The organism is Stenotrophomonas sp. GW821-FHT02D01, from assembly GCF_059421765.1.
This window is the reverse complement of the sequence record NZ_JBWKVP010000002.1, coordinates 340,368-353,114: the sequence shown is the minus strand read 5'-3', so window position 1 is coordinate 353,114 and position 12,747 is coordinate 340,368. Positions and strand designations below refer to the sequence as shown.

The 12,747-nt window shown below is 66.6% G+C and carries 9 protein-coding genes; 5 read left to right on the top strand and 4 right to left on the bottom strand.

The window, feature by feature from the left end; genetic code table 11:
- Window positions 1-4 precede the first annotated feature (4 nt).
- Complete coding sequence (locus AC07UW_RS06480) at window positions 5-2,656, top strand: hybrid sensor histidine kinase/response regulator (protein ID WP_495211670.1); 2,652 nt, start codon at window positions 5-7, stop codon at window positions 2,654-2,656.
- A gap of 212 nt (window positions 2,657-2,868) precedes the next feature.
- Here the strand turns inward: AC07UW_RS06480 and AC07UW_RS06475 are convergent, their stop codons facing one another.
- From AC07UW_RS06475 to AC07UW_RS06460, 4 genes are all read right to left on the bottom strand, one after another.
- Complete coding sequence (locus tag AC07UW_RS06475; RefSeq protein WP_033831979.1) at window positions 2,869-3,525, bottom strand: response regulator; 657 nt, start codon at window positions 3,523-3,525, stop codon at window positions 2,869-2,871.
- 72 nt (window positions 3,526-3,597) lie between these two features.
- Complete coding sequence (locus AC07UW_RS06470) at window positions 3,598-4,653, bottom strand: ABC transporter substrate-binding protein (RefSeq protein WP_313250389.1); 1,056 nt, start codon at window positions 4,651-4,653, stop codon at window positions 3,598-3,600.
- The gene (locus tag AC07UW_RS06465) at window positions 4,650-6,041 is read right to left on the bottom strand and encodes a sensor histidine kinase N-terminal domain-containing protein (protein WP_495211748.1); all 1,392 of its coding nucleotides are present in this window, start codon (window positions 6,039-6,041) and stop codon (window positions 4,650-4,652) included. The genes AC07UW_RS06470 and AC07UW_RS06465 overlap by 4 nt, the downstream gene beginning before the upstream one ends.
- Window positions 6,034-6,723: a response regulator transcription factor gene (locus AC07UW_RS06460; RefSeq protein ID WP_025874118.1), complete on the bottom strand. Its 690-nt coding sequence runs from the start codon at window positions 6,721-6,723 to the stop codon at window positions 6,034-6,036. The genes AC07UW_RS06465 and AC07UW_RS06460 overlap by 8 nt, the downstream gene beginning before the upstream one ends.
- Window positions 6,724-6,955: 232 nt before the next feature.
- Between AC07UW_RS06460 and AC07UW_RS06455 the strand changes: the two genes are divergently transcribed.
- The 4 genes from AC07UW_RS06455 to AC07UW_RS06440 all read left to right on the top strand — a co-directional run bounded on the left by AC07UW_RS06455 (window position 6,956) and on the right by AC07UW_RS06440 (window position 12,730).
- Window positions 6,956-8,092 carry an OprO/OprP family phosphate-selective porin gene (locus AC07UW_RS06455; RefSeq protein WP_025874117.1) on the top strand — a complete coding sequence of 379 codons (1,137 nt, stop codon included), beginning with the start codon at window positions 6,956-6,958 and terminating at the stop codon, window positions 8,090-8,092.
- 78 nt (window positions 8,093-8,170) lie between these two features.
- A complete protein-coding gene (locus tag AC07UW_RS06450; RefSeq protein WP_025874116.1) occupies window positions 8,171-9,499 on the top strand; it encodes a CitMHS family transporter in 1,329 nt (442 codons plus the stop codon).
- Window positions 9,500-9,524: 25 nt separating this feature from the next.
- Window positions 9,525-10,265 carry an acetoacetyl-CoA reductase gene (gene phbB / locus AC07UW_RS06445; RefSeq protein WP_312108013.1) on the top strand — a complete coding sequence of 247 codons (741 nt, stop codon included), beginning with the start codon at window positions 9,525-9,527 and terminating at the stop codon, window positions 10,263-10,265.
- A 176-nt stretch (window positions 10,266-10,441) separates the two neighbouring features.
- On the top strand, window positions 10,442-12,730 hold the full coding sequence (locus AC07UW_RS06440; protein ID WP_495211669.1) for a TonB-dependent receptor: 2,289 nt from the start codon (window positions 10,442-10,444) through the stop codon (window positions 12,728-12,730).
- The last annotated feature ends 17 nt before the right edge of the window (window positions 12,731-12,747 follow it).

Genomic DNA, 12,747 nt, shown 5'->3' with positions numbered 1-12,747 from the left:
CGCCATGTACTGGCTCAGCCGCCACCGCCTGCAGTTGCTGACCGTTCTGGTGATGGTGGCCGGCACCGTGCTGTGCGCGGCCGCCGCAGGCCACTATGCCTGGCGTCGCGCGCTGGGCACCGAAAGCGCGCAGGTGCAGCGCCAGCTGCAGCTGTATGGCCAGGGACTGCAACAGCGCATCGACCGGTTCGGCACCCTGCCGCAGGTGATGGCGCTGGATCCGGACCTGCTGCAAGCACTGCAGGTGCCGCCCTCGCCCGCCGAGCGGCAACGCCTGAACCTCAAACTGCAGCGCGCCAACCAGGTCACCCGCACCTCGACACTGACCCTGGTCGGCCGCGATGGCGTGGCCGTGGCCGCCAGCAACTGGGACCAGCCGACCAGCAACGTCGGCGAGGATTACAGCTACCGCCCCTACTACCAGCAAGCACTGGCCCATGGCCGTGGTCGCTTCTACGGCATCGGCATGACCACCGGCGTGCCCGGCTACTTCATGTCCGAGGCCATCCTCGATGCCGACAGCAAGCGCATCGGCGTGATCGTGATCAAGATCGAGCTGTCGGCGCTGGAACAGGAATGGTTGAACAGCCCGGACGTGGTGCTGACCAGCGACAACCACGACGTGGTGTTCCTGGCCAACCGCGATGCCTGGCGCTACCGCCTGCTGCGCCCGCTCGGCACGGAGGAACGCAACGAGATGCGCGCGGCGCGGCAGTATGCCGACCGCTCGCTGCAGCCGCTGCGCGTGCGCACCGAAGATGTGCTGGCCGATGGCGGCCGCATGGTGCGCCTGCTCGACCCGGCACTGCCGCAGGCGATGCTGTGGCAGACCCTGGCGCTGCCCGACGAAGACTGGAGCCTGCACCTGCTGCACGACGCCAGCGCGGCCACCAGCGCCGGCCGCGGCGCGGCAGTGGCCGGCGCCGCCGCTTGGCTGGCGCTGGGTTTCCTGCTGCTGTTCGTGCAGCAACGGCGTCGCCTGTCCAAGCACCGCCAGCGCAGCCGGCGTGAACTGGAAACCCTGCTCAAGCAGCATGCACAGGAACTGCGGACCGCCCAGGACGGCCTGCTGGAAGCCGCGACCGATGCCGACGTTGGCTTGAGCCGCAGCCTCGAACATCTGCCGCAAGGCGTGGTGGTGATCGACAAGGAACAGCGTCTGGTCGCGTGGAATTCGCGCTATCTGGAGCTGTTCCGCTTCCCGGCGGGGCTGGTGCGGGTGGGCCGCCCGATCGAGGAACTGTTCCGCTTCAACGCACGTCGCGGCCTGTTGGGGCCCGGCCCGATCGACGAGGCCATCGAACGCCGCCTGACCCACCTGCGCAGTGGCCGCCCGCACATGCGCGAGAGCGAGAAGGACGACGGCACGGTGCTGGAGATCCGCGGCAACCCGTTGCCCGATGGCGGCTTCGTCACCAGCTATGCCGACATCACCAGCTACAAGAACGCTGCACGCGAGCTGCGTTCGCTGGCCGATGCGCTGGAACACCGCGTGGCCGAACGCACCCAGGATCTGGACGAAGCCCGCCGCGAAGCCGAGCAGGCCAACCGTTACAAGACCCGCTTCGTCGCCTCGGCCGTGCACGACCTGCTGCAGCCGCTGAATGCCGCGCGCATGTTCGTGTCGGTGCTGCGCGGCAAGCTCACCGACCCCGAACAGCAACAGACCAGCGACCATATCGACGCCGCACTGGCCGCGCAGGACGCCATCCTCAACAGCCTGCTGGACATTTCACGGCTGGAGTCGGGGTCGTTGCAGGTACGGGTGCGCGCATTCGCGCTTTCTCCTTTGCTGGAAACGCTGGCGCGAGAGTTCGGCATCGCCGCACAGAGCCGCGGCCTGCAGCTGGACTGGGTGGACACCCGTGCGGTGATCGTCAGCGACGAAGCACTGCTGCGGCGCATCCTGCAGAATTTCCTGTCCAATGCGCTGCGCTATACGCCACGTGGCCGCGTGCTGATCGGCTGCCGGCGTGCAGGCGACCAGCTGCGCATCGAGGTGCATGACCAGGGACCAGGTATTCCGGAAAGCCTGCAGGGCGAGATCTTCGAAGAGTTTCGGCGCCTCAACGACGGCGTGGAGCAGGAACGGGGCGCCGGCCTGGGCCTGGCCATCGTTGAACGCATCGGTCGACTGCTCGGACACCGCATCAGCCTGCGTTCCACGCTGGGCAGGGGCAGCGTATTCGCGGTGAGCGTGGCACTCGGGCGCGCCGACGAGGTGATTGCGCCGCCGGCGGCGCCGGTCGTCGCGACCGAACCGTCCGATGACAGCCCGCTGCGCGAATGTCGGGTCTGGAGCATCGATGATGACCCCCACGTCTGTGCGGCAACCCGTGCTCTGCTGGAACGCTGGGGCTGCCATGTGGAACTTGCCGATGGCCCCCAGGGGGCACTGGAAATCGCCAGTGCGCTGAACGTGCCGCAACTGTTGCTGCTGGACGTACGCATGGGGCAATGGCACGGACCGGACCTGTATGAAGCGCTGTGCACGCTGTGGAAGGCGCGGCCACCGGTGATCCTGGTGACCGCTGAGCGCGATGATGCGCTGAAAGTGCATGCTGCGGAGAACGGCTGGGGCTTCCTCCTCAAGCCCGTGCGGCCGCCGGCGCTGCGGGCGTTGATGACGCAGCTGCTGTTGCGGCATCGCGGGTAAGCCAGTCGCACCTGAGCGAGGGCCAGCGGTGGGCGTCAGAGCGATCGTCTCCCACATACAGCTACGCCGAAGCATCTGAAGCTCGGCGCGGGATACGAGAACAGATTCATGTTCTCTACCGATCCCGAACTGAATTCGATCAGCGGGAACTGATCAGGAAAGCGGAACTGCATCCGCAACGACGCAGTACATGCGCCAACGTCCCGTCTCTGTCAGCCATCCAATCCAACGCGCGCATCACCCTCCGGCTCCAGCGCCTTCACCAGCACTGCTGCCTGCGTGCGGCTGTGGCATTCGAGCTTCTTCAGGATGGCGGTCACGTGCACCTTCACCGTGTTTTCGGCCAAGCCCAGTTCATAGGCGATCTGCTTGTTGAGCAGCCCGTCGGCCAGGCACAGCAGCACCCGGAACTGCTGCGGCGTCAGCTGCGCCAGGCGGCTGGCCAGCAACGCGTCGGCCTCGGAACGCTCGGCCGCCATCGCCGGAAACCACAGGCCACCATCGAGCACCGCTGCCACCGCTTCACCGATGGTTTCGGCAGGCGCGGACTTGGGAATGAAACCAGCCGCGCCGAACTGTTGCGCGCGACGGATCACCCGCGGGTGGTCGTTGGAGGACAGAATCACCACCGGAATGTCCGGGTGCGAACCGCGCACGTGCAGTAGCGCGGAGAATCCATGTGCGCCCGGCATGGTCAGGTCCAGCAGCACCAGATCCACATCGGGCTGTGCGTCCAGCGAAGTGGCCAGTGCTTCGGCGCTGGCGACCTCGCGCACCTGCGCCAGCGGCAGACTCTGCCGCAACGACTGCACCACTGCCGAACGCAGCAGCGGATGGTCATCGGCGATCAGGATGGTGTATTCGCTCATGGGGCCATTGTACGGGCAGCGAACTGCCTCCGCCGGGCATGGCCCGGCGCTACCGGAGCACCAGTACGGGCGCTACCGCCCCGCCGGCTCCACGCTGCTGCGCCATGCATCCAGGAACTGGCGGCGCTTGAGTGCATCCAGGTAGACCAGCAGGCCGGGGCCGAGCTGGATCGGGCGACGGCTGCGGCCAGGGGCATCCCCGCCGCCTGCATCGCTGCGCACGATCGGCATCAGCCGCGCTTCCCGCGCGAGCACCTGCTGGCCGCGCGGCGACAGCAGGTAGTCGAGGAAACGCCGCGCTTCCTGCGGGTGCGCGCCGGTACGCGGAATCACCGCCGTACGCAGTACCACCAGCGTGTAGTCTTCCGGCTCGACGATGGCCAGCGGTGCGCCCGCATCGATACGCGCCTGCGCATACGAGCCCAGCACGTTGTAGACCAGCGACAACTGGCCGCTGGCCACCTGGTCCAGCAGCACCCCGGTACGCTCCTCGCGCACCACCGCGTTGTCGCCCAGCGCACCGAGCAACGCGCCGGCGATGCTGCCGCGCTGGGCGTCCTGGGTCGCCAGCAGGTAGCCCACGCTGCTGCGTTCGATATCGTAGGTGCCAACCTTGCCGCGCAACGGCGCCCCCTCCGCGCGCAGCAGGTCCAGCAGCTGTCGACGCGTGTGCGGCGCTTTCGCCGCCGGCAGCCTGCGGGTGTTGTAGACCATCACCACCGGTTCGTAGCTGATGCCGAATGCCTCGCCACGCCATTGCGCCCACGCTGGCAGCGCCTGGGTCTGCAGCGAGCGGTGTGGCAACGCGTGGCCGTCGTTGACCAGCTTGGTCTGCAGGTCCATGCCGCTGGAGATCAGCAGGTCCGGCGACGCAGGCCCGCTGCGGTCGCGCAGGTAACGCGCGTACAGGTCCTGGGTGATGATGTCTTCGTACACCACCTCGCTGCCCGGATGCAGCCGCTGGTAGTCGGCGATGACCTCGGCGAAGACCTCGATATCGGTAGTGCCGTGGATGCGCAGCTGTGCGGTGGCGGCGCCCTGGGCGGGGAAGCGGCGTACATCGCCCGGTGCAGCGAGTGCCGGCACGGCCAGCAACAGGGCAACAACAACGACGAACAGGCGGATCATGTGCTGCTCCGGGGCAGGCAGATGGTGGCGACCAGGCCGCCCTGCGGTCGATTGCTGAGATCGATCTGGCCGCCATGGCTGTCGACCACCCGCTTGACGATGGCCAGGCCAAGGCCAGCACCGCCGGAGGGTGCGCCCTCGCCGCGCGCGAAACGCTCGAACACGCGTTCGGCATCGGCGGCGGCGATGCCGGTGCCGTGGTCGGCGATGGTCAGCACGGCCTGCCCGCCTTCAGCGGTCAGCGCGATCTGCAAGGGGCCTTCACCGCCGTACTTCAGCGCGTTGTCGACCAGGTTCTTGATGGCTTCGCGCAGCAGCAGCGCGTCGCCATGCACCTGCACCGGCTCGGCCGTCATCGCCAGCTGCACGCGCGGGGCGGGCACTGCCTGCGGCAGCGCTTCATGCAGGGCCTGGTGCACGGTCTCGGCCAGGTCCACGGTGGCGAAGCGCTGCAGATGTGACCGATGGATCACGCTGGCATCGCTGAGCAGCTGGTTGAGCAGCCGGCTCATGTGGGTGGCGTTGCGCTCGATCGCCTGCAGGCTGCGCCGCATGTCTTCCGGATCGTCGTCATCCAGCGCCAGCTGTGCCTGCGCGCGCAGCGCGGCCAAGGGCGTGCGCATCTGGTGCGCGGCCTCGGCCATGAACGCACGCAGGGTTTCATTGCTGCTGGACAGGCGCTCCATGAAGCGGTTCAGCGCGGCCACCATCTGGTCCATCTCGCGTGGCACGCGCGCATCCAGCGGTTTCAGGTCGGACGGCTCGCGGCGTGACAGCTCGCGCTCGACCCGCACCAGCGGCCGAAACGCGCGGTGCACGCCGAACGCCACCAGTGCCAGCAGCAATCCCGAGAGCACGACGATGGCCAACAGCGCGCGGGTGACCAGTTCCTGCGCCACCGCTTCGCGTGCACGCCGGGTCTGCCCCACCTGCACCTGCACCTCGCCCTGCGCGGAGGCCGCGGCAAAGCTGCGGCCGACCACCACGAAACGCACGATCTCGCCGCTGTAAAGCGCATCGAACAACTGCGGTTGCGTGCCCGGCCGCCGCGGCGACGCAGGCAGGTCACCGTAGCCGGTGATCAGGTTGCCGCGGCTGTCGGCGATCCGGTAGAACACGCGGTCTTCCGGCGCCATCGCCAGCAGGTCCAGCGCGGCATACGGAAGGTCCACCTGCCACTGGCCATCGACCAATGCCACCGAATCGGCGATCGACAGGGCCGAAGACACCAGCAGATGGTCGTAGGAGCGGTTGGCGGCGCGTTGGCCGTAGTCGCGTGCAGCGAACAGCAGCGCCACCGCGAACACCGCCAGCAACGCGCCCAGGTACAGCAGCAGGGTGCGCCGCAGCGACCCGGGGGCGGCACTTGCGCTGCGCGCGTCAACCATCGGCATCGGCCGGGCCGTCGCTGGCTTCAAGCAGATAGCCGACACCACGCACCGTGGTGATGCGCAGTGGTGCGCCCGCCAGCTTTCTGCGCAGGCGACCGATGTACAGCTCGATGGCATTCGGCCCTGCTTCGTCATCGAAGCCGAACAGGCCATTGCCGATCTCATCCTTGCCCACCACCTGGCCCAAGCGCCCGACCAGGATCTCCAGCAGGCGATATTCGCGGTTGGGCAGCTCGATCGGCTCGCCATCCAGGGTCACCCGGTGCGCAGCGTTGTCGAACTGGAAGCCACCGATCTGCACTACTTCACTGGCCTGACCGCGCGCACGCCGCAGCAGCACGCGGCAGCGCGCTTCGAATTCACGGAAGTCGAATGGCTTGCCGAGGTAGTCGTCAGCACCGACATCGAGTGCCTGCACGCGATCTTCGATGCCATCGCGCGCGGTCAGCATCAGCACCGGTGTGCTGTCACCACGCTCGCGCATGCCGGCCAGCACCCGCAGCCCATCCAGTTTCGGCAGGCCGATATCCAGCACCACCAGATCAAAACTCTGGTAACGCAGCACGCTGGCGGCGGCCAGGCCGTCGGCCTGCCAGTCCACCGCGTGACCACTGCGGCGCATGCGACGGATGATCGCATCGGCCAGGTCCGGGTTGTCTTCGACCAGCAGCAGGCGCATGGGCACAACAGTGGGAGGGGAAGCGAATGCTACCGCATGGCGCCGGACCTGCCCGTCGGGCTCATGCCCGGCGGCCTTTACGCTGCACCGCACAAACCGCTGACAGGACGATGACAGCTTGCGCGACACAGACTGCGGCCGCGCACCGTCCGGTGCCCACGATTGCCGCGCGCCTGGCGTGCACCTGGGAGGGTTTGTGGAATTGAGCATTGCCTGGCGGCGTCCTGCCGCCATGATGGCCCTGGCTGCGCTGGCCGCGCCGGCCTTCGCCGAAGACGAACGTCCAGTGACCGCCACTGTGGGCGGCCGCCTGCACCTGGACTTCGCCACCTTCGACAACGACAACCGGGGTACGCCGAACAAGGACGACACCGAGATCCGCCGCGCCTGGGTTGACGTTTCCGGCAAGTTCTTCGTGGTCGACTACAAGCTGGAAGCCGATTTCTCCGGCGACCGTGTCGAGGCCAAAGACGTCTACCTGAGCCGCAGCTTCGGCGATGCCGGCCGCCTCACCGTGGGCCAGTTCAAGCAGTATTTCTCGCTGGACGACCGCACCGGTTCCAACTACGGCAGCTTCCTGGAGCGCGGCAACGCCGGCACCACGCTGGCGCCGCTGTACCGGCTGGGCGCCTCGTGGCAGGCCAATCCGGGCGATTTCACCTGGGCGGCCAGCGTGTACAGCCTGGAGAGCATCGATGCCTGGCAGGTCAAGGGCCGCGCTGCGGGTGGACGCGTCACCTGGGCGCCGTCACCCAGCGAGGGCGACGTGCTGCACCTGGGCCTGTCGCTGGCCCGCGAGGCCTATGACAACCCGGGCGGCAACGGCACCCCGGGCCTGAAGATCCGTCCGCGTCCGGCCGGCCATCTGTCCGACGAAAGCCGCCTGACCCTGGTCGACTTCTCCGCTGGCCGCGATACCGACGTCAACAAGTGGTCGCTGGAATATGCGCAGGTGCGCGGCCCGCTGTCATGGCAGGGCGAGTTCAGCGGCGCCACCTTCGATGATGGCGCCCAGCGCGGCGACGTGATGGCGGCCTACGGCATGCTCAGCTGGTTCGTTACCGGCGAAAGCCGCGCCTACGACCGCAAGACCGGCCGCTTCGCCCGGGTCAAGAACATCCGCCACAAGGCCGGTGCCTTCGAAGTGGCCCTGCGCTACGACCAGATGTGGGGCGCGCAGCACCTCGATGGTGCGCCGGACCTGCGCCGTGGCAGTACCGAAGGCTGGACGCTGGGCGGCAACTGGTACCTGCGCGACAACCTGCGCTTCATGCTCAACGTGATCGAAAGCCGCAACCGCGACCGCCTGGCCGGCACCACGGTGGACCGCACGCGCGCGGTCACCGGGCGCCTGCAGTTTGACTTCTAAACGCGTTTCCCCCGGGCGCGCACGCTCCCGGGCCCCTTCCACGTTCCACGCCCTGTTTCCTCTAGGAGTCCGCAGATGATGCTGAGCATCCTCGGCTTTGGCATGGTCATTACGTTCATGTACTTGATCATGAGCAAACGACTGTCGCCGCTCGTTGCCCTGATCACCATTCCCATCATCTTCGCCCTGATCGGTGGCTTCGCCGCCGGCATCGACGAGATGATGCTGGAAGGCATCAAGAAGATCGCGCCGACCGGCGTGATGCTGATGTTCGCCATCCTCTACTTCGGCGTGATGATCGATGCGGGCCTGTTCGATCCGCTGGTGCGGATCATCCTGCGCTTCGTCAAGGGCGACCCGATGAAGATCGTGCTTGGCACCGCCGTGCTGGCGATGCTGATCTCGCTCGACGGCGATGGCTCAACCACCTACATGATCACCGTCTCGGCGATGCTGCCGCTGTACCAGCGGCTGGGCATGAACGCGCTGAACATGACCTGCGTGACCATTCTCGCCGGTGGCGTGATGAACCTGACCCCGTGGGGTGGCCCGACCGCACGCGCGGCCACCGCACTGCACGTGGATCCGGCCGATGTGTTCGTGCCGCTGATTCCGTCGATGGTGATCGCCTGCGCCGGCGTGCTGCTGCTGGCCTGGTACCTGGGCCTGAAGGAGCGTCGTCGCCTGGGCGTGGTGACCCTGCCCAAGGGCGGCAGCTGGATGGACAACAGCGTGTCCGACGACGGCAACACGCTGCCGACCGTGGAAGACGCCGAAGACACCAAGCGCCCCAAGCTGCTGTGGGTGAACCTGGTGCTGACCCTGGCGCTGATGAGCGCCCTCATCATCGGTGTGCTGCCGATGCCGGTGCTGTTCATGATCGGCTTCGCCATCGCACTGGTGATCAACTACCCGAACCTGGCCGAACAGCGCCGCCGCGTGGTCAGCCATGCCGGCAGCGTGCTGTCGGTGGTGGCGCTGATCTTCGCCGCAGGCATCTTCACCGGCATCCTCAACAACACCGGCATGGTCGAGGCGATGTCGCACAGCTTCCTGGCGATCATCCCCGACAGCTGGGGCCCGTACCTGGCGGTGATCACCGCCGTGGCCTCGATGCCGTTCACCTTCTTCATGTCCAACGACGCGTTCTACTTCGGCGTGCTGCCGATCCTGTCCGAGGCGGCCGGCAACTACGGCATCACCCCGGTGGAAATGGCCCGCGCGTCGCTGGCCGGGCAGCCGGTGCACCTGCTCAGCCCGCTGGTGCCTTCCACCTATCTGCTGGTGGGGCTGGCCAAGGTTGAATTCGCCGACCACCAGAAATTCACCCTGAAGTGGGCGATCGCCATTTCGCTGCTGCTGATGATCGGCGGCCTGTTGTTCGGGCTCTATCCCTTCACGGCCTGATTTCCTTACCAAGGAGCGTTCTGCAATGACTCTTCGCATCGCCTACGTCACCAGCGGAATGGGCAGTGTCGGCACTGCCATCTGCCAGAGCCTGGCCCGTTCCGGCCATACCGTGGTTGCCGGCTGCGCGCCCAACTCGCCGCGCAAGGCCAACTGGCTGCGCGAGCAGCGCGAACAGGGCTTTGATTTCATCGCCTCCGAAGGCAACGCCACCGATTGGGCGTCGACCACGGCGGCCTTCGCCAAGGTACGCGCCGAGGTTGGCGAGGTGGACGTACTGGTCAACAACTCCGGCGGCAGCCGCGACCTGCTGTTCCGGCAGATGACGGTGGAGGACTGGAATGCAGTGATCGCCTCCAATCTCAATTCGCTGTTCAACCTGACCAAGCAGGTGGTCGATGGCATGGCCACGCGTGGCTGGGGCCGCATCATCAACATCGGTTCGGTCAGCGCGCACAAGGGCCAGATCGGCCAGGTGAACTACGCTACGGCAAAAGCCGCGATGCACGGTTTCAGCCGTGCGCTGGCCGCTGAAGTCGCCTCGCGCGGGGTCACCGTCAACACGCTGTCGCCGGGCTACATCGCCAGCCAGGCGATCAGCAGCTTCCCGCCGGACGTGCTGGATCGACTGGCCGCCTCGATACCGGTGCGGCGCCTGGGTCGCCCGGAAGAAGTGGCCGGCCTGTGTGCCTGGCTGGCTTCGGATGAAGCCTCCTACGTGACCGGTGCCGACTATCCGGTCAACGGTGGCCTGTACATGGGCTAGCCCTCTCCGCGCAGGGCGTGGGTCTGCTTCCCTCCCCCGATGGATTCACGCCCTGCGCGGCTTCCCCCACGACGCCGTTCGTTGGTTTTCCGTAAACAAGGTTTCATGTTCCGTTCGCATAGTGGCCGTGCGCCGCGCCCCCGGGCCGGTGACCATCCCCCATGCAATGGACCATCATGCAGACCCGATACCTGACGATCGCCGTGGCGATCGCGCTTTCCGCCGCCAGCGCCCACGCCGCTGAAGCCACCGACGCCACCGCCGATACCGCGCTGAGCGCGCAGACGCTGGATACGGTCTCGGTCATCGGCCAGGGCGAGACCCGCCAGGTGCAGCGCATCACCACCGTCGACAAGCAGGTGCTGCCGCCGGGTACCAGCGGCCAGAAGATCCTCGACCGCCTGCCGGGCGTGTCGGTGCAGTCCAACGATGCCTTCGGTGCGAATGAAGAATCGCAGACCATCAGCCTGCGCGGCTTCGACAAGAGCCGCCTGGGTTACACGCTGGACGGCATCCCGCTGGGCGACAACAGCTACGGCAACTACAACGGCCTGAGCATCGCCCGTGCGCTGATTGCCGAAAACCTGGCCGGTGCCGAGCTGTCACAGGGCATCGGCTCGCTGGGCGTGGCCTCGACCAGCAACCTTGGCGGCACCATCCAGTACTTCTCGATGGATCCGTCAACCGAATTCGGCGGCCGCGCCAGCATCACCGTTGGCGATGACAACCAGCGCCGCGGCTACCTGCGGGTAGACACCGGCGACATCAACGGCTTCTCGGCCTACGTGTCCGGCGTGCACCAGGACCAGGACATGTGGGCCGCGCCGTACCAGAACCAGACCACCCGCCAGTTCAATGCCAAGGCGGTATGGAACGTGGGCGACAACCGCTTCGGTGCCTTCGTCGCCACCTCGCGCGCCAGCCAGGCCAACTACGCCTACCTGTCCAAGGACATGCTGGCGCGCGGCCTGGGTTATGACTGGAACATCTATGCACCGGACTGGGATCGCGCCGTCGCGGCTGCATACTGCGCACCTGGCACCTACAACAAGGCACGCTGTGCATTCAGCGGCGGCGTCAACAGCATCGACGATGCCTACTACCAGAGCCGTGCGCTGCGCGACGACAACCTGTATTCGATCGACGCCGACATCCGCCTGGGTGAGCAGGGCCGCCTGAAGCTGCTGGGCTACCACCACGAAAACCGTGGCCAGGGTCACTGGTGGGCACCGGGCCAGCCGTCCTACCCGGGCACCGACAAGATGCTGCCGATCTCGATCCGCAGCACCAACTACACCATCAACCGCGACGGCGTGACCGCTGCGTTGTCATGGACGCTGGGCATCCACGAACTGGAAGCCGGTGTGTGGTACGAACAGAACGACCACAACGTCTCGCGCAACTTCTACTACATCAGCGGCCCGTTCCTGGACGACCTGTACCTGCAGAACCCGGACCGTCGCCTGTTCAACCAGGACTTCGACATCCGTACCCGCCAGTTCTATGTGCAGGACCGGATGCGCTTCCTCGACCAGCGCCTGACCGTGGACGTGGGCATCAAGAGCCCCAACACGCGCATGACTGCCAAGGCCCAGCCGGGCGTGGAAACCAGCATCGCCTCGGGTACGCTGACCGCCAAGGAATCGGTGCTGCCGCAGCTGGGCGTGGGCTTCAAGCTCAACGCCAATAATGAAGTGTTCGCCTCGTACGCCGAGAACATCGCAGCCTTCGTTGGCGGCGGCAGCGGTGGTCCGCTGCAGGTGTCGCCGGAATCGTTCGCGGCCAGCGCCGGCCTGGAGCCGGAGAAGTCCAAGAGCCTGGAAGCTGGTTTCCGTACCTTCGGCGAGAAATACCAGGCGTCGATCGCGGCCTACAACGTGAAGTTCGACAACCGTCTGCTGTCGTTGAACCCGTGCTCGAGCATCGAGGTAGGCACGCGTCCGGAGTGCGTGACGCGCTTCATCAACGTCGGTTCGGTGAAGAGCCATGGTGCCGAGCTGACCTTCATCCTCAAGCCGGTCGATGGCCTGCAGTGGTACAACGCGCTGTCCTGGAACAAGACCACCTACGAGGATGACTACACCTCGGGCGGTGCGATCGTACCGGTGGCCGGCAAGATCACCGTGGATACGCCACAGCGCATGGCGTCCAGCGAGATCAGCTGGAATCGCGATGGCTTCTTCGCCAGCCTGCGCGCCAAGTACACCGGCAAGCGGTACTACACCTACACCAACGACCAGTCGGTGCCGGGCGTGACCACCTTCGATGCCGGCGCCGGCTACGACTTCGGCCCGGGCATGGGCTTGCGCAACGTGCGGGTGTCGTTGAACGCGACCAACCTGACCAACAAGCGCTATGCGGGCCAGCTGAGTTCGTTCGCACCGACTGATCCGAAGGGCACGCGGTATGCAATCCATGCGAGTGCGCCGCGACAGATCTTCATGACGGTGGCGGCGGAGTTCTAAGTCGAAAGCGGGCGCTG